Annotated in this window: 15 protein-coding genes and 1 pseudogene; 13 read left to right on the forward strand and 3 right to left on the reverse strand. The window is 54.1% G+C overall.

The window, feature by feature from the left end; translation table 11 throughout:
• The first annotated feature begins 138 nt into the window (after window positions 1–138).
• The 8 genes and pseudogenes from ACR0AU_RS07715 (at window position 139) to ACR0AU_RS07750 (ending at window position 9,995) form a co-directional block, all read left to right on the forward strand.
• Entirely contained in the window at window positions 139–1,578 is a 1,440-nt protein-coding gene (locus tag ACR0AU_RS07715) for a UbiA family prenyltransferase (RefSeq protein WP_480795502.1), read from the forward strand.
• A 2-nt stretch (window positions 1,579–1,580) separates the two neighbouring features.
• Entirely contained in the window at window positions 1,581–1,997 is a 417-nt protein-coding gene (locus ACR0AU_RS07720; RefSeq protein WP_480439083.1) for a GtrA family protein, read from the forward strand.
• Entirely contained in the window at window positions 1,994–3,316 is a 1,323-nt protein-coding gene (locus tag ACR0AU_RS07725) for an FAD-binding oxidoreductase (protein ID WP_170732716.1), read from the forward strand. The genes ACR0AU_RS07720 and ACR0AU_RS07725 overlap by 4 nt, the downstream gene beginning before the upstream one ends.
• On the forward strand, window positions 3,313–4,050 hold the full coding sequence (locus ACR0AU_RS07730) for an SDR family oxidoreductase (RefSeq protein ID WP_170511918.1): 738 nt from the start codon (window positions 3,313–3,315) through the stop codon (window positions 4,048–4,050). Before ACR0AU_RS07725 ends, ACR0AU_RS07730 begins: the two co-directional genes overlap by 4 nt.
• Window positions 4,051–4,311: 261 nt before the next feature.
• Window positions 4,312–5,074: pseudogene (locus ACR0AU_RS07735) on the forward strand (IS5 family transposase).
• A 197-nt stretch (window positions 5,075–5,271) separates the two neighbouring features.
• Window positions 5,272–6,588, forward strand: coding sequence for a nucleotide sugar dehydrogenase (locus ACR0AU_RS07740; protein ID WP_480591171.1), 1,317 nt, complete (start codon window positions 5,272–5,274; stop codon window positions 6,586–6,588).
• Between the two features lie 360 nt (window positions 6,589–6,948).
• Window positions 6,949–8,688 (forward strand): type I secretion system permease/ATPase, encoded by a 1,740-nt coding sequence (locus tag ACR0AU_RS07745; protein ID WP_170732718.1) that lies wholly within the window; start codon window positions 6,949–6,951, stop codon window positions 8,686–8,688.
• Window positions 8,688–9,995: an HlyD family type I secretion periplasmic adaptor subunit gene (locus ACR0AU_RS07750; RefSeq protein ID WP_170394559.1), complete on the forward strand. Its 1,308-nt coding sequence runs from the start codon at window positions 8,688–8,690 to the stop codon at window positions 9,993–9,995. Before ACR0AU_RS07745 ends, ACR0AU_RS07750 begins: the two co-directional genes overlap by 1 nt.
• A 20-nt stretch (window positions 9,996–10,015) precedes the next feature.
• On the opposite strand, the gene ACR0AU_RS07755 is transcribed toward ACR0AU_RS07750, so the two are convergent.
• Window positions 10,016–11,929, reverse strand: a complete 1,914-nt coding sequence (locus ACR0AU_RS07755) for a M10 family metallopeptidase C-terminal domain-containing protein (RefSeq protein WP_480795503.1) — start codon at window positions 11,927–11,929, stop codon at window positions 10,016–10,018.
• A 349-nt stretch (window positions 11,930–12,278) separates the two neighbouring features.
• On the opposite strand from ACR0AU_RS07755, the gene ACR0AU_RS07760 reads away from it, so the two are divergent.
• From ACR0AU_RS07760 to ACR0AU_RS07780, 5 genes are all read left to right on the forward strand, one after another.
• Entirely contained in the window at window positions 12,279–16,139 is a 3,861-nt protein-coding gene (locus ACR0AU_RS07760; protein ID WP_480795504.1) for an Ig-like domain-containing protein, read from the forward strand.
• Window positions 16,140–16,203: 64 nt separating this feature from the next.
• Window positions 16,204–17,010, forward strand: a complete 807-nt coding sequence (locus ACR0AU_RS07765; RefSeq protein WP_480795505.1) for a SapC family protein — start codon at window positions 16,204–16,206, stop codon at window positions 17,008–17,010.
• Window positions 17,011–17,404: 394 nt separating this feature from the next.
• Window positions 17,405–17,560, forward strand: coding sequence for a hypothetical protein (locus ACR0AU_RS07770; protein ID WP_170561501.1), 156 nt, complete (start codon window positions 17,405–17,407; stop codon window positions 17,558–17,560).
• Window positions 17,557–19,689, forward strand: coding sequence for a type I secretion system permease/ATPase (locus ACR0AU_RS07775; protein ID WP_480795506.1), 2,133 nt, complete (start codon window positions 17,557–17,559; stop codon window positions 19,687–19,689). Before ACR0AU_RS07770 ends, ACR0AU_RS07775 begins: the two co-directional genes overlap by 4 nt.
• The gene (locus tag ACR0AU_RS07780; protein WP_480795507.1) at window positions 19,673–20,983 is read left to right on the forward strand and encodes an HlyD family type I secretion periplasmic adaptor subunit; all 1,311 of its coding nucleotides are present in this window, start codon (window positions 19,673–19,675) and stop codon (window positions 20,981–20,983) included. Before ACR0AU_RS07775 ends, ACR0AU_RS07780 begins: the two co-directional genes overlap by 17 nt.
• A gap of 74 nt (window positions 20,984–21,057) precedes the next feature.
• Here the strand turns inward: ACR0AU_RS07780 and ACR0AU_RS07785 are convergent, their stop codons facing one another.
• Both ACR0AU_RS07785 and ACR0AU_RS07790 read right to left on the reverse strand, forming a co-directional pair.
• Entirely contained in the window at window positions 21,058–21,759 is a 702-nt protein-coding gene (locus tag ACR0AU_RS07785; RefSeq protein WP_170394537.1) for a response regulator transcription factor, read from the reverse strand.
• Window positions 21,760–23,661, reverse strand: a complete 1,902-nt coding sequence (locus tag ACR0AU_RS07790; RefSeq protein WP_480438988.1) for a PAS-domain containing protein — start codon at window positions 23,659–23,661, stop codon at window positions 21,760–21,762.
• Window positions 23,662–23,666: the final 5 nt, after the last annotated feature.

Genomic DNA, 23,666 nt, shown 5'->3' on the forward strand with positions numbered 1-23,666 from the left:
GAGATTAGCAATGCATCTAAATCACCCCCACCTCATTATCGCAAATAGCTGCACGGGCTTGAATCAAATATATTTTGCCGATTTCAAGGAGTTGATTTCAAACGTGAAACCTCATGCTGTCTGGAGCAAGACTGTATTATGTTAAACCGGCAAACCACATCTCCAGACACCTTGGTGGTTGATCTCGACGGCACCCTGCTCAGATCAGATATGCTGCACGAAAGTTTCTGGGCAGCTTTCTCGTCAAACTGGCGCACACCGTTTCGCGCAATAAAGGCGTTGGGCGCGGGCAGATCAGCTCTAAAACGCGAACTGGCCGCGCACGCAGATATCGACTCGTCAACCCTCCCCTATGATTTGAAGGTCATTGAATATATCGAGAGTTGGCGTAGAGCGGGAGGGCGAACCGCCCTGGTTACTGCTAGCGATCAAAAAATTGCCGATTGCATCGCGAAGTATCTTAATATCTTCGACGAAGTACATGGCTCAAATGGAAAGCAGAACCTCAAAGGGGCTAACAAGGCCACTTTCTTGGAGGAGCATTTCGGTTCGGGGCGTTATGCCTATATGGGTGATGCGACAGCGGATTTGCCCATCTGGGAACATTCCAGCCAAGCAGTTACGGTGAATGTCTCACCGTCTCTGCGCAAAGTCGTCGACTCGATTGATACGCGTGTTGAACACCTCCAAACTAGTCAAACTAGCTTTAGCTCTTACCTACGGGCGATCCGGCCACATCAATGGCTGAAGAATATTCTCGTTTTCTTACCAGCCTTTGCGGCACATGATTTTTCGGCTTCTGCGATATTACATAGCCTCGGGGCTTTCGTTGCGTTTTCACTAATCGCATCAAGCGTGTATGTGACGAACGACCTTCTGGATCTACGCGCAGATCGAGCCCATCCGCGTAAACGAGAAAGACCGTTTGCATCAGGTGCGTTACCCATTTCGCATGGCGCGCTGATGCTCGTGGTGCTTACGGGGGCGGGAACGGGAATAGCCACGCTCCTGGGTTGGCCCTTTGTATTTGTTATGGCAGTGTACTTCATCATTACAACGGCATATTCGCTATCGCTGAAGCGCCGTATGATCATCGATATTTGTACGCTGGCCGCCCTGTATACGATGAGGATCACCGCAGGGGCTGTGGCCACAGGCATTCCGCTATCGGTATGGCTCCTAGTATTTTCTTCATTCTTCTTTTTTTCATTGGCTGCCGTCAAGCGGCAGGCCGAACTAATCGACAATGCAGCACGTGGCAAGTTGAAGGCTGAAGGCAGGGGGTACCAGGTCGAAGATTTGCCTGTAGTCTCAATGATGTCAGTTGCCTCCGGCTACGTTTCGATATTGGTGATGGCGCTCTATATCAATTCTCCTTCCGTGATGGTTCTCTACTCCAAACCCCTAGTTTTGGGAGCGATTTGCGGCATCTTGTTTTATTGGATATCACGGATAGCGATGCTAACGCATCGAGGACAAATGCACGATGATCCAGTTGTGTTTGCAGCACGTGACCGCACAAGCCAGATTTGCGTTATCCTGATGGTTAGCTTTGTTATCGGAGGTGCAGTATTGTGAGTGTGGAGGTCCTAGTATTTCGGTATACGGTCTTCGCAGTCTTGGCGACCATAGCCAATTTGGGGATGCAACGCTTGGTACTGTCGATCAATTCGTCAACCTGGGGATTTGCATCTGCTGTCTTTTGCGGCACGCTTGTGGGGCTTCTAATTAAGTACTTCCTAGACAAGCGCTGGATCTTCGCCGATACATCACGCAGCATCCGCGCACACAGTCGGAAATTTACTCTCTATACCACCATGGGAATTGTCACGACATTGATTTTCTGGGCAACAGAAACCACGTTCTGGGTGATCTGGAAATCCAACTTGATGAGAGAAATCGGAGCGATCATCGGCCTGACAATTGGTTATGTGGTTAAATACCATTTAGATCGCCGATTTGTCTTCACAGACTCGCAGAGAGCGAAACCAGCATGACGCTTGAAGGATGGGGCAGATTTCCCGTCTATCAGGGCACTTCCGAGGCTCCGCGGAACGAGGCGGCATTGTCTGCATTGGTATCTGAGCATGCCGTCATTGCCCGTGGAAATGGCCGTGCCTATGGGGACAGCGCCATAGGATCGAATAAGACCGTTTCGATGCGTCATTTCAATCGGATGCTCTCATTTGATGCGTCGGCTGGCATTCTAGTCGCCGAGGCGGGTGTATTGCTGGCTGATGTGATATCAACATTCCTCCCACGAGGTTGGTTTCCTTCTGTGACACCGGGGACGAAATTTGTCACGCTCGGAGGCATGATCGCTGCAGACGTGCATGGAAAGAACCACCACAAAGAGGGCAGTATTGGCGCTTTTGTGGACTGGCTTGATGTCGTCACACCAGCAGGTAGGATAGAGCGCTGTTCGCCGCAGGAAAATGCAGATTTGTTCAACTGGACCACCGGTGGAATGGGGCTTACGGGTATCATCTTGCGCGCAGCTCTTCGTCTACGCCCAGTCGAAAGCGCCTGGATACGTCAAACCTTGCGACCGTTGCCAAATCTAGATGCAGCGCTTGAGGCATTTGAAGCAACTCAGGACGCAACTTATTCGGTAGCGTGGATCGACTGCCTAAGCCGGGATGACAAACTCGGTCGTTCTCTTTTGATGCTGGGGGAGCACGCCACGCGCGCCGATTTATCAGGGGACAAGTTGAGGTATCCTTTCGAAACTCCAACGAAAAGGAAATTGTCTATTCCGTTCGACTTTCCGCAAGGACTGTTAAACAGACTGTCTGTGCGAGGGTTCAATGGGCTCTATTATTGGAATGGCTCTCGCGAAAGCGGCGAAACACTGGTGGATTGGGACAGTTATTTCTACCCACTCGATGCTATCCTCGGCTGGAACAAGATCTATGGGCGCAAAGGACTAATGCAATTTCAATGTGCGCTACCTCTGGAGCACTCCAAACGCGGCCTAACTGCGCTACTTCAAGCCACATCCGCCGCCGGGGCCGGCTCTTTCTTGGCGGTGCTAAAGCGGTTCGGCCAGCAAGACAGCGCATTTTCTTTCCCAATGCTAGGCTACACATTGGCTCTCGATTTCCCGGTAAACCAGCGAACGCTTTCGCTGATGTTGCGGCTCGACCAAATCACGATGGACCATGGCGGCCGGTTCTATCTGGCTAAAGACAGCCGAATGCCCGCCGATACTTTGCACCGTTCTGATCCACGCGCCGCTGCTTTCGCCGCCCACCGCGATGAAGCCGGGCTAAGCAGCAGTTTTCGTTCAAAACAATCAGAAAGGCTCAAACTATGAGCAAAGGTGCAGTGCTGATCTTGGGGGCACGATCCGACATTGGTCTTGCGATAGCCCACGAATTCGCAAAAAGCGGTCATCCAATACAGCTCGCACTGCGAGATCCCGCACAATTTGAAGCGGCACAGAAGGATTTGCTTTTGCGTTATAATGTACAGGTCACTCTTCACGCCTTTGACGCTCTTGCATTAGAAACTCACGCAAGTTTTGTCGACGATCTACCCGAGCTCCCCCAGATCGCCGTTTGTGCGGTTGGACTAATGGGTGACCAAGTAGAGAATGAACAAGATGTGGATGCTGCAGTGACAGTCATGCGATCCAACTATGAAGGGCCCGCCAGCATTCTGGCTGTCTTGGCAAATCGCTTCGATCAACGCGGTTCGGGCAAAATCGTTGGTATCAGCTCTGTTGCAGGTTTGCGCGGTCGTGCCACCAACTATGTCTACGGCTCGGCCAAAGCCGGATTCACGGCCTTCCTTTCCGGTCTGCGTAACCGCATGGCTCGTCGGAATATCCATGTTCTTACGGTTCTGCCAGGCTTTGTGGCCACGCGAATGACAGAGGGCATGGACCTGCCTGCACGTCTTACTGCGGCGCCAGAAGAAGTAGCAGAAGCCATTTCTCGCGCACTGATCAAAGGACGCAATGTGATTTATGTTCGTTCGATTTGGAGGCTGATCATGATGATCATCACCCTTATTCCGGAAACAATCTTCAAAAAAATGAAAATCTGAAGAGTAAATATGCAAAAAAAATGTTGAGATCCCTCAATCTATCGCGCAGCTCCATTTTATCCGAAAAAGGTATTTTGCATATTTTTACATCGCAAGAAAACTCTAAGGCAAAATTCAATATCAGGCGACTGCGCGAGTTTCGACGGAACATTTCTGAAAGACTGTGGATGGGAAATCTACTCGTTTAGTACTTCTGCTAATGCCTAGGCTCAGGACCCATTGATTTCCGCCTTGCTGCCTGATTCACTGTTCACAAAACGAATGGTGAATAGGTCTGATCTCTTCTGGTTGAACGACGCGCGGATGGCACGTCTCGAGCCCTATCTCCCAAAGCTCCATGGCAAACCCTGCGTTGATGATTAGCGCGTCCTAACTGGAATTATTTTCATCAACCGCAATGAGTTACGCTGGCGGTGCGCGCCTTCGGAATACGGCCACACAAGACCCTGTACAACCGTTGGTAACGGTGGAGCGGTAAGGGTATCTTTTCACAGATGATGAACGATTTGGCCGCTGAGCGCGGCGAGGAGAAGATTGTTATGATCGACGCGACCTACTTGAAACCCACCGAACGGCGTACAGTTTGGGCGTCAAAAAGGGGGTGTGGTGATCTGATCGATCGCACGAAGCGCGGCTTGAATACTAAGCTGCACGCCATCTGCGACAGCCAGATGCGTCCGCTAAACCTCTCTGTTGCTGCCGGTCAAGTCAGCGACCATGATGGTGCGCGGGCTTTGCTGAGCAGCCTGCCAGATGTCGACTACCGCTCGGGGGCCGAGGTTGTGACGCTGATTGGTTTCGAGAAGCGTTGAAAGACAAAGGGATACGGGCCTGTACCCCCGGTTGAAACCAGTGAATAACTGCGGACAATTACGACATGCGAAGATAATAGCGGCGCACCCGGATCGAGATCATGTTCGGCAGGCTCAAGAATTGGAGGCATGTCGCAACCCGATACGATCGCTGCCCCAAAGTCTTCCTATCGGCAATCGCGCTCGCCGCAACCGTCATCTATTGGCTATGAGTACTGAGCCCAACTGCCGTTCATTTCCCAATAGGCGTATCAAACGCTTCTGTGCCTAGCGAGATTACAATCGCCAAATCTGTTTGCGACCCAAATACCCATTGCCTTTTTCAACAAAGCAACTAGTAGAGACGCGACTTCGTATTTGGGGCCCCTCTGACTATCCTGCGCAGACTTAGATAAAGAGCGATTTTATCATGACACAGACATCACTAAACAACCTGCTACAAAAGCTTACTGCGAAGCAGGCTGTGATCGGGATTGTTGGACTGGGATATGTCGGACAACCCCTGGCCCTCAGATATACCGAAATTGGATACCGGGTGATTGGCTTCGACCTGGATACCACAAAGGTGCAGAATTTAAACTCCGGTCACAGCTCAATTGAGCATATCGACGATGACCGCATTGCAGAGGCGCGAAAAAGTGGATTCGAGGCCACTACAGATTTCTCGCGCATCGCTGAGGCGGATGGCATTATGTTGTGTGTACCAACTCCACTCAACAAATATCGCGAGCCAGATTTGAGCTTTGTCACCGATACGTGTGACCAAATATCAGATCATTTGCGTCCGGGTCAGGTTATTGCGCTGGAAAGCACGACTTATCCAGGCACAACCAAAGAAGAAGTTTTGCCTCGGCTTGAGAAAAATGGACTTGAGGTTGGTGAGGATCTTTTTGCTGTCTACTCACCCGAACGCGAAGACCCCGCCAACCCGGATTTTACGACCAATACAATACCAAAAGTGGTCGGCGGACATACAGCGGCATGCCTGAAGGCGGGTATCGCGCTTTATGAGCACGCGATTGATAAGCTCGTACCGGTAAGCTCGACCGAGACTGCCGAGATGACAAAGCTTCTGGAAAATATCCACCGGGCGGTAAACATTGGCCTCGTGAACGAGATGAAAATCGTTGCTGACCGCATGGGGATCGATATTTTTGAGGTTATCGACGCGGCCGCGACCAAACCCTTCGGGTTTACGCCTTACTATCCGGGTCCGGGACTTGGAGGGCACTGCATCCCTATCGATCCATTTTACCTGACCTGGAAAGCACGTGAATACGGCATCAACACACGCTTCATCGAATTGGCCGGTGAAGTGAACACGGCGATGCCGGAATATGTGTTTGGCAAACTCGCCAATGCGCTGAATGATCGCAGCAAAGCGATTCGTGGCAGTAAAATCATGGTTTTGGGCATCGCGTACAAAAAAAATGTCGACGACATGCGAGAGAGCCCTTCTGTCACCTTGATGGAGCTGATCCGAGACAATGGAGGAGACCTCAGCTACTCGGACCCCCATGTGCCCGAATTTCCCACGATGCGGGAACACTTCTTTGAATTGTCATCTGAAACCCTTACCCCTGAGGTTCTGTCGGAGCAGGATGCAGTTATTCTGGCGACCAATCACGATGCCTTTGATTATGAGTTGATCAAAAATCACGCGAAGCTCCTCATCGACACCCGCGGTAAATACCGTACCTCTGAGCAAAATATTGTTCGTGCTTAAATGAAACTGCGACCGGCTTTGCCGAGCAGGGCCGGAACACCTGGCGGATGGTACTTAGGAACGGCTGTCGCTCGTATGACCGCTTACGCGGGACCAAAACTCTGAATGGTTTGACGGTGTCCTAAGCGCTGGATGAATGCGCTGAGAATTGGACCCGCAAGGCAAAAATGTCGGCACTTTCCTGCCATTCCAATCAATTCATCGGTACGAACACCGCCTAAACAATTGGCGGCGCATGAAACGCGCGTTGTTCCTGTGCAGGTACGCAGATATAGTTGCGGCAATTGTCAGGCCGCCTTCGGGTACAGGAAGATTGGCTGTTGACGAGTTCCAAGTGTGAGCAATCAAGGGCCAAAACGCGTGAGCTTGAAAAACCGCAACACCCCGCCTCAGCGTCATGAGCTGCGAAAGGTGCGCAACCAAGGGAACAGTTTCCTGGCGCTTGCCTTCATTTTCAGCGTTTTTGTCAATCTGCTTATGCTGACCGGACCGCTGTTCATGCTGCAAGTGTATGATCGGGTCCTTGGGTCGCGCTCGGTCGAGACTTTATCAGCGCTTTTTTTGCTTGTCGCGCTGCTTTATGCGCTGATGGCGATGTTGGACTATGCGCGCGGCCGAATCGTGGCTCGGTTCGGAGCGCGATTTCAATCAGCACTCGATGAACGCGTGTTTGAAGGGACCATGCGACGCGCATTGTTCCCACAGGTTCGATCAGCACCTGCGACTGCATTGCGAGATCTGGAATCGATCCGCGCGTTATGCGCCTCGCCCGTTTTGTTGGCGGTTATGGACATCCCTTGGACGCCGATTTTTGTGGCCGCAATCTTCCTGTTCCATCCGTTGCTTGGCTGGTTGGCCGTCGCAGGTGGAACGCTTCTGATTGTTATCGCGCTGCTGAACCAAGCGTTGACCCATCGCAAAGTGTCAGATGCTCAAATCGCCTCTGCCAAAGCAAATTCTTTCTCTGAACACGCCAGACAAGCTGCCGAGGTCGTCAGATCTCAGGGCATGCAGGAAGATGTCTCAAAACGCTGGTTGAACCAGCGCACCGAAGCGCTGTCTCAATCCATATCTGCAAGCGACTGGACCGGCAGTTTTACCTCGCTGACGAAGTCTCTGCGACTGTTTCTGCAATCCGCTATGCTGGCGCTCGGCGCGTTGCTGGTTTTGCGCAACGAGATGACGCCCGGTGCTATGATCGCGGGTACGATCCTTCTGGGTCGCGCCTTGGCTCCGGTCGAAATGGCGGTGGGTCAATGGTCGATGATCGAACGCGCGCGCACGGCATGGATTAACCTGAACTCATTTCTTGATTCAACGCCTCCTGAATCGTCTCGTACCAAACTGCCCGATCCCAAGGCGCATCTTGTCGCAAAAGGACTGACGGTGATCCCTCCGGGCGCGAAGATCCCGACAGTGCGGAATGCATCTCTTGAGTTGCGCCCTGGCACGGCCCTGGGTGTGATCGGGAAAAGCGGGTCAGGCAAAACAACGCTTGCCAAAGCGTTGTTGGGCCTTTGGCCACCGGCCGCTGGGGAAATTCGTTTGGCCGGTGCTACACTCGATCAGTACGAACCCGACGATCTGGGGCGGCATATTGGATATCTACCGCAGCAAGTGACGCTGTTCAACGGAACGGTTGCTGAAAACATCGCCCGGATGTCACAAACCCCTGATCCCGAAGCGGTTGTTGCAGCGGCGAAAACAGCCAATGCGCATGAGCTGATTCTGGGGCTTGAGAAAGGATACGATACCTTCCTTGAGGGCAATGACAGCCAGCTTTCCGGTGGGCAGAAACAGCGGATTGCATTGGCGCGCGCTCTCTATGGTAATCCGGTATTGTTGATTCTGGATGAGCCAAACTCGGCCCTGGATGCAGACGGAACCCTCGCCCTGAACAACGCGGTCCGCGAGCTCAAGAGCGCGGGCAAATCCACGATTATCATGACGCACCGGCCTCAGGCGATCTCGGAATGCGACGATCTTGTCGTTGTCGAGAAAGGCCAGATCGTCAAATCCGGTGGGCGCGATGAAGTTTTGAACACGATGGTCCAAAACGCCAACGTTATCAAAAGGCACCTGAACAAGGTGGGTGAATAATGGCAGACAAGAGTTCACGTCCCGTTTGGAGTATTAAAGCGCCCGCTTTTGTCGGCCTTTTGGCTCTGGCAGTTTTGATCCTGGGACTGGGATTATGGAGCGTCCGCACTGAGCTGGCCGGTGCTATTATCTCGCAAGGTGTGATCGAAGTTCAGAGCAATCGTCAGGTCATCGAACACCCCGATGGTGGCGTTGTAGGCGAGATATTCGTACGTGACGGTGACGCAGTGGCGCGTGGGGACATGATGCTGCGGCTTGACGACACGTTTTTGGCCTCGGAGCAAACGATCGTGGAATCTCAGCTATTTGAGTTACTTGCCCGAAAGACCCGGCTAGAGGCTGAACGGGATGGTGCGAACGCAGATACGTTAAAGCAAAATCTGCAAGAGCTCAAAGCCCGCGAATCGATCGACGACGATCTGTTGGAAGGCCAACAACGTCTGTTCAACGCCAGGTTGGAAACGCTGACCCAGCAGATCGACCAGCTTGGGAAACAGAAGATACAGATCCAGAACGAGATTGAGGGGACGCAGGCGCAATTGGCGTCACTGAATACTCAGGTCGAATTGATCAGAACGGAGCTCGAAGATCAGCAAGGTTTGCTTGATCGCGGCCTGACACAGGCCAGCCGCGTTTCTGCATTGCAGCGGGAAGAGGCAAATCTAACAGGGCAAATCGGCAGCCTCGAATCCACAGTTGCGCGACTGACAGGCCAGATAGCCACGACCGAAATTCAAATTGTTGAATTGCAGGCCACGCGGCGCGAAGAAGCCATCACCGAGCTTCGGGATGTGCAGTCTCGCGTTGTAGAACTGGCGGAACGTCGTCTTTCCCTTTCCGAGCGTTTGTCGCGTCTAGACATCCGTGCACCCGTCGCTGGCACAGTTTACGACAGTCAGGTTTTTGCCATCCAGTCTGTGATCCAGCCGGGTGAGCCGATGATGTATGTAGTGCCGCAGGATACGCCCTTGTTGGTCGCAGCACGGGTGGATGCGTTGCATGTGGATCAGTTACATCGCGGACAGGAAGTCGCCTTGCGCTTTCCCGCATTCAATCAACGCGACACGCCTGAGCTGAATGGCCGTGTGATCAATGTCTCAGCAGATTCATTCACAGATGAGACGAGCGGCTTTACCTTCTACCGTGCTGAAGTTGTGCCTGACGAAGGACAACTGGACCGTTTGAATGGCCAGGAACTGTTGCCGGGTATGCCTGTCGAAGCCATGATCAAAACTGATGAACGCACTCCGCTTTCTTACCTGGTCAAACCATTGGCAGATTACTTCTACCGCGCGTTTCGAGAATAGCACCGATCACGCAATCGCATTCAAACTGCCTCGATATTGCCAAGCAGTATTGAGGTCATGTCGACCGACAGATCACTATCAACAATTGTGACCTCTGCTCCGGTTTCGTAGATGACGTTGCTGCGTGAAACTCCGGATAGATCCGCATTTGCATCCAGAAAAACCCACTCAGCGTTGTGCGCAGAAGGCTGGCCGACCGCAACCTGAAGAATTGCCAGTGCATCCAACGCGTTTACCGATCCGTCCCGGGTGATATCGGCCGCAATGTAATTTTCGGCCGTTGCCGGACCCCATGTCGGATCAAGTCCAACCGACATGCGCAAAACCTGCAATGCATCCAGCGCTGTTATCTCGCTGCTTGCCATTGAATACGATTTGATGATGTCCAATTGGCCGGAAAACGCGCCGTCTGGTAGATCCAGATCAAATTCACCTTGTGCATTTGCCTGCGCAACAACTGCAGACCCTCCGTCTGGGGTGAACCGGATTTCAGCATTTCCCAACGCTGCGTTTGGAGTCGTCGAATTCAGCGTGAACCCACCAGCTACCCCGTCTGATGAGTTGTTATCCGGCCCGCTACCCAGATTGACAGGAATATGATCGGGACCACCAAACCCTGCGCCGAATACCTGCTCATTTGTCAGGGACGTGCCATTAGCTGAAACAAGTTCTATCGTTTCGTCGCGATAAGCGATTTGGGCGCCTCGAGCGGTGGAAGTGAAATCCAACTGCGCTGGGGTGCGCAGAAAAGGATAATCAGTCAGATCCAAACGGTCGGTGCCGGCCTGAAAGTCCGTGATCACAGTCGGGCCACTTGTTTGACGGATCACAAAGATGTCCGCGCCAGCACCACCCGTCATGGTCGTGGAACTGGTGCCCGTAATCAGCATATCGTCCCCTGCTCCGCCGTCCAGAATAGTGTCCAGTACACCGCCTTTTAGCATGTCGTCCTGCGCGGTTCCGGTTACTGTTCCGAACCCTTCGGCAACAATTCCAAGGTCGGCAATCGATACGCTCAGCTGAGTGAGCCCTGCATCCTGTTGAGATGATACAAATATCTGCAGCTCATCCCCCATATGCGCAACGCTGATCGTTTGGACATTTTGCAATCCACTGTCCAGGGTATCAGCAAAACTATCCATATGGATGAGCTGCCCGTCCGGCGTCATTGTAAACAGCGTGATCCCATCATCCCCGCCCCCAGCCACCACGAAAACCCGACCATTAACTTCAAGAATTGAAAGATCCTGTACGGCCCCAAACCGGGTATGCAGGGTATCCAGAATATGATCCGTCGGCTTTAACTGCCCGCTGGCGTCCAATTCCATAACGCTTAGCGAATTGCTCTGCGATCCGGCCACAACAATCCATGACTTTCCATAGGCTTGAATTGTCTCAACCGCCGTAGGAGAACTGATGCCCAGCGTTTGGATATCGTCATTACCGGCAACCTCAGAGAGCACGCCACTGCCTTGATCGATCGAATATGACGAGATTGTTCCACTGGTTGCATCTGCGCCGACAATGAAATGATTCGACCCCGATTGCAGGGTCTGAAGCGTACTGGCAGACGCGTTAATGCTATGCGCCGGGCTCAGCGATCCATCACCATTGATACTATAGGTGCCGATCTGGCCTGTGTCCTCATGCGCAAGCGCAAGCAAGTCGCCAGCCCCAATCGTCACCTGAACCGCTGCAGCGATATCTCCGCCGCCCGTCAAGGCATCGGTTTCTTGCAAGGCACCGATAGTGCCATCCGTGTTTAGTTCATAACCCACAAGTCCTGTGGCGGTATCGACATCGAGGACCAGTTGATTATTGCCCGCCAGATGAATCGGGGTTCCGCTGCGCCCGACCTGATGGGCAATCGAGGCATCGAAATATTGTTGGTCCTGTTCTTGTGGGCCAGCCCCCTCCACAAGGTGCCAAGACACGAGCCCTCCCCCGGGTCCGCTCGTGCTGTAAAGATACGTTTCCCCGTTAAACGTTTTTAAAGCCGTATCGCCGATACCTGAATCGAGCGCTGCGGTCCCCGTTGCCACCACTCTTTCGAACTGAAGCATCATCGCCCGTTACCCCCTGCCACCCCTGGCAACACATACAGGATGAAACGATGTTCGGTTCTGAACCAGAACAGAAATGTGGTGAAAACAAGGACTTCAGTTCCAGATTAACTCAAATTTTTCGCAGCGGTCGAATGGCTCAGAAGATCAAACCACAGACCAGATCGGCCGAAAACAGCATATCACGCAACGACCAGCGTCCATCTAATGAGAGGGCAAAATGACCAAAGATACCGTTTCGACCAATAAATCGACCACGGACGCCGGGCCCGATGCGCAACGTACGCGCCATATCCGCAAATGGTTCGACAAAAAACTTCAGCGATGGGTAGGACGCGGGGTTGCTGGCGGCCTTGGCTCGACACTATTAGCATTACCAGCTCTTGCGCAGGCCACCGATGAACAGCTTGCGTCTCATCAGTTTGCTGAGTCAATTCCGGGCGTTCGGGTGGCAAAGCTGCTTTCGAATGGCGACGTGCAGCTGAAACTGACAGATGGGCGGACGATTGTTGTCTCTGCCGAGAACGTACAGATTCTGGAAAACGGCACCATAATGGTTGCAGATGAAGTCGTCGGCGAAATTGCACAATTAGGTCTAGCCGCAGAGGCCGCAGGTGCGACCGCAGCGACCGCAGGTGGCGTAAGCGGTGCCGGGCTGGCCTTGGGCGGGCTGGGAATAGCCGGTGCTGCAGCTGCCGGTGGCGGAGGCGGAGGCGGCGGCGGTGGAGACAGCGACGATGAAACTGATGCCGAACCCACCGTTACCCCCTCACCTCCTCGACCGCCCAGCCTGAACCTGGCTGAGCTGCAATCAAACGTATTGAGCAATCTCAGCAGCCAAACAACAGCGCCGGATGGAACAACGACTGTCGAAGTTACCATCGGATCGGTGACAAAATCAGTCACTCCTGCAGGCGACGGAAGCTGGAGCGTTTCACTGACGCAGGCCGAGGCAGCGGCCCTGCCTCAGGGGATCTCGGATGTTTCCGTGCGCCATCTGGATGGTAGCGGGATGGAGCTATCGGCTGAAACCGCAAGGTTCGACGTTGATACCATTCCGCCGGTCCTGACCATCGATACATTCTCGGCGGGTGCGGTAATGAATGCTGCAGAACAAGGTACAAATCTCGAAATCTCTGGCACAACGGATGCCGAGAATGGGCAGACCGTAATGGTAGCGATTGGTGGGCAATCCTATAGTGGCACCGTTTCGGGCGGCGGCTGGAGCGTTTCGGTGCCCGCTTCAGATCTTACCACGCTGCCAGACGGGTCAAGCGTCACGGTGACGGCTGATGTATCGGATCGCGCTGGGAACCCAGCAGCTCAGGCCAATGGAAGTTTTGACACTGATCTGACCGCGCCTGATCTGACACTAAACCCAGTGGGTGGCGGTTCAATAGATCTGGCCGATGTCGTTGGGGATCTTGTCTTGTCGGGCACGACCACAGCTGAAAACGGCCAGGTGGTCAATGTATCTTTCGACGGTCAGGATTACACGGGTTCTGTATCGGGCGGCAGTTGGTCAGTGACGATCCCGAATGCCGATTTGTCTGGTTTGGCAACCGGTGTGCCCGCATCCGTTTCAGTTGCCGTCAGCGACACAGCAGGCAATTCGGCAACACCGATATCGGTATCCGTTCCGGTCGATCTCACGGGCCCATCAATTGCAATCACTCCCTTGTCGGTCGGGGCTATCCTGAATGCGGTCGAAACCGGATCTGACCTGGTCGTAAGCGGGACAACAGGGAACGTAACCGACGGGCAGCAGGTAACAGTAACCCTTGATGGGCAGACTTATACCGACTCGGTCTCGGGCGGCAGTTGGAGTGTGACAATCCCCAGCGCCGATCTCATAGCGCTTGCCGATGGTGGAGACTTCAATATCACGGGCGACGTGACGGACGCCGACGGCCTTGTCGCCCCGCAAGTCAGCGTCAACTTATCCAAAGATGTCACCGCCCCAACTCTGAGTATCGACAGTTTTTCGGGCGGAGCGGTTTTGAATGCTGCGGAACGTGGTACGGACTTGACCATTACGGGCACTACATCCGCCGAAGATGGTCAGACAATCACCGTAAATCTGAACGGCCAATCCTACACTGGACAGGCCTCAACCGGGGGGTGGTCGGTGAGTGTCCCCTCGGCGGATTTGGCGGCGCTACCCGATGGAGCTACGATCAGCGTGATAGCGGATGTATCGGATGCCGCCGGCAATCCGGCGATACAGGCGACCAACAGCTTCGACACGGACTTCTCCGCCCCGTCGCTCGCCATATCATCACTGTCAGATGGAGCAGTAGTCAACCTGACCGAACAAGCAACGGATCTGGTGGTCTCGGGAACTTCTGATGCGGCCAATGGTACGCAAGTTTCGGTACAGATCATCCAATCCGGAGGTGCGGTTCTGACCGGCGGAACCGCCACTGTAAATGGTGGCATCTGGACATTCACAGCGGCTGCTGCCGATTTGAGCAGCCTGCAGGACGGGCAAACGTATGACGTGAACGCCTCAATCACGGATGCGGCTGGCAACACGAATGCTGCGACGACCAGTTTCAGCACCGACCTCAGCGCACCAACAATTGCATTGAACCCGCTTTCGGTTGGATCGGTTCTGGATATCGTTGAACAGGTAACAGACCTCAATGTGTCGGGGACAACAAATGCCGAGGACGGGCAGATTGTAACGATTAGCCTTAATAGTCAGACCTACAGTGCGGTGGTTTCTGGTGGCTTGTGGAGCACAAGCATTCCTTCGGCGGATTTGGCCAGTTTGGCCGATGGAGGCAATTTTGCGGTCACGGCATCGGTTCAAGACGCCGCAGGAAACCCGGCAACCGATGCGACAACCATGTTGGCCACGGATTTCAAACCTATCCTCTACATCAATGATGTGGGTGCCAATAGTGCCGTGTCGCTGATCGATGCACAAAACACTGGAATGACCGTATCAGGCAGTTCCGCAGGCCTGTCTGCCGGACAAGCGGTCGATGTCACGCTTAACTCGGTCTCGCTTGGTTCGGCCACAGTTGCAGCCGATGGGAGCTGGACCCTGTCCGCGCCTGCTGCAAGCTTTGCCTCGATTGAAGCGGGAGACGCCCTCGATTTCGCGGCACAGGCGACAGTCGCAGGCGGCCCCGATCCTGATCCGGTGTCCGAACAGGCAATTGCTCATGTTCCGGCGGCCTACACCATCGTTGAAGCCGGTCGCAGCGGAACGACAGTGACGTTCGAGGTCTACGCAGATTCCGATCGCGATATCTCAAGCGGTCTGGCCTTTACCGCCGAGCTGGGGTTCGATCCTACGGCGGCGACCTACGATAGCGGCTCCGAGACAGAAAACCCTGACTTCAATCTCTTTCTGGCTAACCCGAATGGAGGTTCCGCAATCAGTTTCGCGGGCGCGGCCACGAGCTATGGGGATTTATCGCAGCCTGTGGTGACATTTACTATGACAGTTCAGGACGCGAACCAACCCATCGTCTTGACGTTGACCACTCCAGACGGAGGGCCATCACAGCTCCATCTCGGCACCAGTGGGAATGATACCATTACGGGCTCGGATGTTGATGATGTCATCCGCGGCAACCAGGGCGACGACACCATAGATGTGTCCGGGGCGGGTCGAGACGTCATCGTTTTCGAAGCTGACCCATCTTTAAATGGCATTGATACGATCAATGGGTTCACACTGGGCCCAGCAGCCAGCGTTTCTGACGCCTTGATGTTCCAGGGGTTGAATACCACATCGCTTCGCGGCGACGGGACCGGTGTGGAGACCTTGGTGGCCGGCGGCACAATTGGTGCCAACACCGGGTTCGTCGGGCTGGAGACCACGTTTTCGGACCTTGATCTGGATACAATCACTAGCGCAGCTGAAAACCTGAATGGTGCTCAATCAGGTGATGAGATGTATCTGCTGGCAACGGACGGCACTGACAGCATTCTGGTGAAGGTTGACTACTCTGGCCCAGATTCGGCGTCGGTCGAAGCGCTTGCACAGTTCGATGGCCTTTCCGATCTGAGCAGTTTGTCCGACGACAACATCCTGATCACTGACCCAACTGGCGCTTCAGCCTAAACGGCGCTCGTAGCTTGGGGCGATGCACAAATGTAGCCTCGCCTCTTCAAAACAAGAGGATCACATGGCAGAGAACGGCTTTTTCCCAGTTAGCCTTGTACGGCACAGGAATCGATTCTGGCGCCGGTTCACATCATACCAATTTGTTGCAGAGATGGACGCCTGTCCCATCGTCATCTCAGAAGTTCCGCAAATTGCCGCATCTTTTCCGATTGTGTTCCTGTCAAACCAAACAGGTTTTTCTCCCGTCGCACTATTCTCAGTCATCCCGGAAATGGCACCGCCCTTCGTCGACCAAAACGGTCGCTGGCTTGCGCCTTATGTGCCCTCAGCGTTGCGTTGCTTTCCATTCCAGGCAGAAGCTATGAAAAAGGGCGACTCTCGGTCACGTCTGTTTGTCGACGAGGATTCAGGGTTGGTTACACATGACCCTAAAGACCAACCATTTTTTACAGTGGACGGACTTTTGACGCAGGATCTCTGCCGTGTGCGCCGCTTTCTGCAAAATCGCCTGGCCTCGGCAAACAAAACGGACCAAGTCTGCTCTTTGATCGCTGAAATGGGTCTGCTTGTACCACTGGGCGAACAGAATGGCATCACTTTGACCGAGGGTTACTGGGGCGTTGATCCAATTCTGCTGGAACAATTGCCCGAGTCTAATAAATTGGCCCTACTTTCTAGCGACGCGCTACAGTTGATTCACGCTCATCAAGTATCCCTGTCGCATTGCGTGTGGCTGTCCAGTGCGCAGAGCCAATCAGGCACGACGAGTTCAGAACAAAACGACACCTTTGGCGGATTCATGACTGCACTTGCTGAAGAGGTTCGGCACGGACAATGCAAGGAGGGCGCGATCCATGCAATGGGTTAAGTTCGGGCTTGGAATCCTTGGCATAACAGCGGGGTTACTGTCAGTTTCAGCCTGCACCTCAACGCCCAACTTAGCCGATGTCGAGACATCTTTAACGCGAGGAACGACCGGAGCAAGCGCAACAGCACGATCAAAACAGCTTTCAAAGAACGCTTTTGACCAACAAGTGCGACAGGCTGTTCAGAGCAGTTCGATTGTGGCACGAAGTGGGTCCAAAACAAGGACAATCCAAGCTTACCAGAATGCCGCTGGCGGTGCATTCTTGGCTCAGGCCTTATTGGGGTTGATAGCGCGGCCCGTTCAGACGAACTCCAATAGTAGTGAAGCGCCCCCTTACTGGCGGGTATCGGAAGGTCATGAACCTAGAATGGATGTATTGACTGCGAGATCCCGAGTGTCGGGTACGAAACGCAACGACATGCAGCTACAGGAACGGCTGATTCTGGCAGAACAGAACTTCGCTTTGGCCAATTACACCTCATCGATCCGAACCGAGACCATTCTGGGTTTTCCGGGGTTCACGATGGACACGCTGGATAAGTCGCTATGAATGTTGATCGTGCAACTCTGACCGAATTGGAAGCTTGCTTGTTGAATGTCGCGGCGACACTTGAGCGGCCATTGACAGTTGCAGCACTGAACGCCTGCCAATCTGGCGATACAGGTGAGTTGACCGTGCGCGATGCGATGCACGCGGCACAACGAGCAGGCCTGCAGGTCGGGTTTGGTGCGCGAAAGCTGTCGGCATTTGATGCATCGCTGGCACCTGCGATCTTGTTGTTGGAAGGCGATCGCGCCGTTGTGTACCACGGGCGCACGCGCAATGGCGATCTATTGCTTTACGACCCCGCTTTGGATGACGGTATCGGAGAGGTTCCCGAAAGCGGCGTGGGCGAAGTCTACACGGGCTATGCATTGTTGTTTCGACCCTTGCACCGCGACGAAGATAACACAGATCAAGCGGATCAGCGGGGTCATTGGTTCTGGTCGGCACTTTCCGCAAACCGCTGGTCTTACGTTCAGGTGGCGCTGGCTGCGGCAATGGCAAACGTTCTGGGGCTTACGACCTCAGTCTTTATCATGATCGTCTACGACCGGGTTTTGCCCAACGAGGCGACCGAGTCGCTGATAGCTTTGACGCTTGGCGTGGGGTTGGCGCTTCTTTTTGACTTCGCGCTGAAGCTACTTCGCGCGGGGTTCATAGATCGCGCCGGCCAGAATGCTGACATGTCCATGGGACGGCGAGTATTTGACCAGGTGCTGAATATTCGCATGTCGTCTCGAACGGGCTCAACGGGTGCAATGGCCAGTACAATCCGCGAATTCGAAACTTTGCGTGAATTCTTCACTTCTGCCACACTCGTCGCTGTCGTAGACTTGCCATTCATCGCGGTATTCATATTCGCGATCTATATGGTGGGCGGCCCGCTGGCGCTTGTTCCGGCACTCGCTGTACCAGTCGTTCTTCTCAGCGGACTGGCTGTTCAACCGATCCTGTCGCGTCTTGCTGAACAAAGTTTTGCAGACGGACAATCCAAGCAATCTGTTCTGGTTGAGGCTGTATCAGGCTTGGAAACCATCAAGACAACCGCCGCCAGTCGGCAGATGCGAATGCGGTGGGAAGGTGCAATTGCACGCCAGTCAAACTACGGATCACGCAGCAGGGCCGTTACTCAATTTGCCCTGAACCTAACTGGATTTACTCAGCAGGCCGCGCAAGTTCTTATCGTCTTTTATGGTGTATTTCTGATCACGGATGGCCAGACGAGCATGGGGGCACTTGTTGCGTCGGTGATGCTGACCGGCCGTGCCCTGGCACCGCTGGGACAATTGGCGCAAACCCTGACACGTGTCAATCAGGCACGCAGTGCCTACCGCAATCTGGACACGTTAATGCAGGCGAGCAATGAGCGGCCTGAAGGCAAATCTTGGATCAGCAGATCCGAGTTTTCCGGGCGGATAACGTTTAACAATGTTCATTTCGCATATCCTGATCAAACGGAAGATGCGATGAAAGGTGTCTCATTTACAATCGAACCCGGTGAAAAAGTCGCTGTCCTGGGCCAGATCGGATCGGGCAAGAGTACGATTGCGCGACTTTTGTTGGGCCTCTACCAACCGCGTGTGGGCTCGGTGATGTTGGACGGGCTGGACATTCGCCAGATTGATCCCGGCGACTTGCGACGAAACATTGGTTCAGTCTTGCAAGACATCTGGCTGTTTTCCGGCACCATCCGGGAAAACATTGCCAGCGGGTCGGTGCGCCCGCGTGATCATGAACTGATCCGTGCAGGGCGCATTGCAGGTGTCGAAGATTTTATCGCGCGGCACCCACGGGGTTATGATCAGCCTGTAGCCGAACGAGGAGAAGGATTGTCAGGTGGTCAAAGGCAGGCGATTGCATTGGCCCGGGCGCTTATCGGGCATCCTCCTGTTCTGCTGCTGGATGAGCCTACGAGCGCGATGGACGTCAAATCCGAATCCGAAATTATACGCCGCCTTAAAAAGACCACGCCAGATACCACGATGATCATCGTGACGCACCGAACCAGCCTGCTGGAACTGGTTGATCGGGTCATAGTGATTGAGGATGGCAAAATTGCGATGGACGGACCCAAAAACATACTGACGCAGACAGTTCGCAAACACGGGAGGCATCTGAATGTCGCGGCATCCTGATCTGGAAAGCCTCGCCCGTGAAATGCGTGGAGGGTCACCGCTGCGGGGATCATTGCTGCTGCTCCTGATACTCAGTTGTTTGATAAGCGCCGTCGCCTGGGCTCATTTAACTGAACTCGACGATGTCGTGAGGGCAGATGGGCGTATCGTGCCATCCGGCGATATTCAGGTGATCGAAGCGACCGAACCCGGAGTTTTGCGGTCCGTTCACGTGCGCGAGGGTCTGGTGGTTGAGGCTGGTACATTGCTGATGGAGCTGAATACTACTCAGATCGAACGAGAGTTGAGCCAAGAGCAACAGCGTGCCTTTGGTTTGATGGCCCGCGCACAACGACTACGTGCCGAAATCGATGGGGCTGAGCTTGAGTTTGACGACGATCTTCTGACTGGCGCGCCAGATGTCGTGCGGTCGGAGACTGCGCTGTACCACGGTCGGCAAGCAGAACTTGAAGCTGAGATTGCAATTCTCTCTCGACAGCGCGAACAGCGGCAACGCGAGTACGAAGAGGGATTGGTTGACCAGGTCACGTCAACCGAGACCCTGAATGTGTTGGCCGATGAGCGCGCTATGATGGTGCCATTGGTCGAACAGAAGATGGAACCGGCAACAACCCTTTTGGCCCTGCGCCGTAGCGAGGCGGAATGGAAAGGCCGCAAGGTCAGAGCAGAGGCGATTATCAACCGGTTGAAGGCCGGGCTGGATGAAGTGGATGACAAGGTCCGCGCGACGCGCAGTCGGTTTCGTAGTGCCGCACTAACTGATCTGGCTTTGGTTTCGGCAGAGCTTGCCGCCTTGCAACCTGCCCTACCCTCTTTGCGTGACCGTGCGTCTCGCGCGCTGATCCGAGCCCCCGTACGGGGTGTCGTAAACCGGATTCACCGGACGACGATCGGCGGGATGGCCCAAAGCGGTGAGGAACTGATTGAGATTGTTCCGTTGAACGACAGATTGTTGGTGGAAGCCTATGTCCGGCCCAAGGACATCGCCTTCCTGCACCCAGAGCAAAAGGTCAAAATCAAGATCACGGCCTACGATTTTTCGCGGTACGGCAGTCTGGATGGCGTGATCGTTCGCATCGGTGCCGACACCATCACTCGCTCGGAACGAAGTGAGGAAGAGGTTTTCGTCGTCGAAATTCAGACTTCAGACACGATGTTGGATGCGGGTGGTACAGCGGTTGAAATCATCCCAGGAATGATCGCTCAGGTCGATATTCTGTCGGGGCGAAAGTCAGTTCTGGATTATCTGATCCAACCTGCTCTGAAGATAAAAGACGAGGCGCTGCGCGATTGAAGAGAACGACAGATGGGCAGCAGATAGCAAAGCGCCAGCCGATAGACATCTTAGGCGTCGGGGGGGACCGACGACTAAGACCAGGTCACGTCACCAAGAAAGATATATCCCGCACCATATATCGTTTTAATAAGGCGCGGGTTTTTGGGATCTTCGCCCAGCTTCGTTCGCAAGCGGGAAATCCGAACATCCATAGCGCGGTCAAAGCTGTCACCTGCCCCGCCACCCAACATGTCCTGCATGCGCGCGCGACTGATCAGGCGTTTGGGACTTTCAAGAAACAATCGCAGAACCTCACCTTCGGCATGACTGAAAGGTGTCTCGACGCCATCGGCATTGATCAAGACATATCGATCAAACTGTGCGGTCCAACCATTGAATTCGGCTATGTCTGAATTCGGCGTTGCTGGTCCAGTAGAGCGTAGCCGAGCGCGGACCCGAGCAATTACTTCGGCTGGATCAAATGGTTTGGTGATGTAATCATCTGCGCCAAGCTCCAATCCCGTTACCCGGTCCTGCACCTGAGCGCGGCCTGATATGATGATGACGGCAGCACCTTGCTCAAGCGCAAGTTTGTGCACAAGTGCAAGTCCATCAGTATCCGGCAATGATAAATCCACCAAACACAGATCTGGAGTGACCCTTTTCAGCGAAGCTTCAAATTCACGGGCACGTGAAAAGCTTTGAGTTTGAAACCCGGCATCTTCCAGCGCTTCCGTTAGGATACGGCGGATTTCAGGTTCGTCATCGAGAATGGTCACCAAAGGTTGTGTCATTCAGGCGGCCTCGGTTCGGATCAACGCCGACAATTGCGACGATGTGAATGGTTTGCTTAGGACAGGTGCACGGGTCAATGCCTTATGATGTAGCGGGTCATTTAGCGGCAGCGACGTCATCAGTATACAGGGCAACGCACCATTCAGGCGGTCGACAATGTCGATCCCAGTGCCTTCGCCCTCCAGCTTAATATCTGATAGAACCAGCGCGATATCACCGATTTCCGACGTCAAGGTCAAAGCTTCATCGACCGAGCTTGCCTCGATCACCGAACACCCCAAATCGACCAGCATATCCCGGAACTGACTGCGCAGGTCATCGCTGTCTTCAACCAACAATACGAGACCCGCTTGCGCGGACGGGGCAGGACGGTAGGGCAAACGTATCACGACCGAAGCACCAGAAGGCGTGTTGCGCAAATTAAGGTCACCGCCCGCCAGCTTTACCGTGTCGTAGACCATTGGAAGTCCCAACCCCGAGCCATCGCTGCCTTTGGTGGAAAAGAATGGGTTTAACGCCTTCTTTAATGCTTCCCCGGTAAACCCCGGGCCAGTGTCCGACACCGTGATCTCAACCCATATTGTCCCGATTGCATGCGCAGTGATCGTGATCTGGCCCGATGTGCCGCAAGCATCCCGCGCATTCAGAACCAGGTTCAGCAGTGCATCCTGAACCATGCCGGGATCTAGCATCAGCGCCTTGTCGGGTAGAGTATTGACCACCGACAACCCCATGCCCCGCGGCAAGGACGGGGTGGCAAGGATTCGCAAATCCTCAAGTAAACCGCGCATATCCGTCGCCTGAGGTTGAGGCGTGCGATTGCCGGTCATGTCTGCGATGCGATTCAGCAATTGCCCCCCGCGTCGGGCAGTTTGTTGCGTAGCCGTGACTAGCTGATCGGCTTCCTCGGGCAGATTCATCCTCTCTAATCGCGCCTGCATGCCCAGAATGATGGTCAGCAAATTAGAAAAGTCATGGGCAAGCCCGCTTGTCATCTGCGCCGCCATGGCTCTGCGCCGCGTTTGCTGAAGGGCGACACGGGCTTGAGTTTCTTCGGTGATATCCACCGACATGACATAAACACCACCCGCTTTATCCGGGGTGAATGATACCCGAATGCGGCGTGAATCCTGATCTTCGGTAAACTCGAAAACCGAAGGTTGGCCTCCATAGGCCTGTTCCAGATGTGGCTTTACCCGGTCATAGGCAGATGACCCCAAAGCCTTTGAAATATGAAGGCCCAGAATGTCAGACGGACGGCCGGGCATGACCGAACTGAGGCGGCGGTTTGAGTAATCGTATCGTCCATCGGCATCCAGATGCGCGATATGAGCCGGCATCATCTCGGTCGTCATCCGCGTGCGGGCCTCGATCTCGGTCAGTTGACGCTTGGCTTCTTCCAGCGCGGTGATGGTTGCGGCCAGTTTGCGGTTGGTTGCAGAAAGCTCTTCGGCATGGCTCAGAAGTTGGTCAGACAGTTCTTCTGAACGGGCACGCAGCAAATCTTCTACCCGCTTCGTGCGAGTTATGTCGGTATAGACGGCCACCCAACCCCCATTGGGCAAAGGTGCACCTTCAACCGAGATCACCTGACCATTGGGCCGTGTGCGCTCCATATAATGCGGCTCGAACGCGAGGGCCTGTGAAACGCGTAGCTCGACCATCTCGTCAACATCGCCGACCGAACCGTATTCCCCGCGGCTAGCGAGAAAATAAATTGTGTCGCGAAACAGAGCCCCCGGCTCGACAAGTTCGTTTGGCAGGTCGAACATTTCCTGAAACCGCAGGTTGCTGACAACGAGACGCAATTGGCTGTCATAAATTGACAGCGCCTGACCGATCAGGTTCAGGCCAGCCGTGGTCATCGCCTTGATGCGCTGTTCGGAAATGTCCAAATTCATCCTCC

It is taken from the genome of Ruegeria sp. CG1, assembly GCF_056537265.1.

Excerpts from the sequence above, each read along its gene's own strand:
- ACR0AU_RS07775 (WP_480795506.1), top strand. The coding sequence starts at position 17,557 with ATGAATGTTGATCGTGCAACTCTGACCGAATTGGAAGCTTGCTTGTTG.
- ACR0AU_RS07780 (WP_480795507.1), top strand. The coding sequence starts at position 19,673 with ATGTCGCGGCATCCTGATCTGGAAAGCCTCGCCCGTGAAATGCGTGGA.
- ACR0AU_RS07765 (WP_480795505.1), top strand. The coding sequence starts at position 16,204 with ATGGCAGAGAACGGCTTTTTCCCAGTTAGCCTTGTACGGCACAGGAAT.
- ACR0AU_RS07715 (WP_480795502.1), top strand. The coding sequence starts at position 139 with ATGTTAAACCGGCAAACCACATCTCCAGACACCTTGGTGGTTGATCTC.
- ACR0AU_RS07730 (WP_170511918.1), top strand. The coding sequence starts at position 3,313 with ATGAGCAAAGGTGCAGTGCTGATCTTGGGGGCACGATCCGACATTGGT.
- ACR0AU_RS07760 (WP_480795504.1), top strand. The coding sequence starts at position 12,279 with ATGACCAAAGATACCGTTTCGACCAATAAATCGACCACGGACGCCGGG.
- ACR0AU_RS07725 (WP_170732716.1), top strand. The coding sequence starts at position 1,994 with ATGACGCTTGAAGGATGGGGCAGATTTCCCGTCTATCAGGGCACTTCC.
- ACR0AU_RS07790 (WP_480438988.1), bottom strand. The coding sequence starts at position 23,661 with ATGAATTTGGACATTTCCGAACAGCGCATCAAGGCGATGACCACGGCT.
- ACR0AU_RS07740 (WP_480591171.1), top strand. The coding sequence starts at position 5,272 with ATGACACAGACATCACTAAACAACCTGCTACAAAAGCTTACTGCGAAG.
- ACR0AU_RS07750 (WP_170394559.1), top strand. The coding sequence starts at position 8,688 with ATGGCAGACAAGAGTTCACGTCCCGTTTGGAGTATTAAAGCGCCCGCT.
- ACR0AU_RS07785 (WP_170394537.1), bottom strand. The coding sequence starts at position 21,759 with ATGACACAACCTTTGGTGACCATTCTCGATGACGAACCTGAAATCCGC.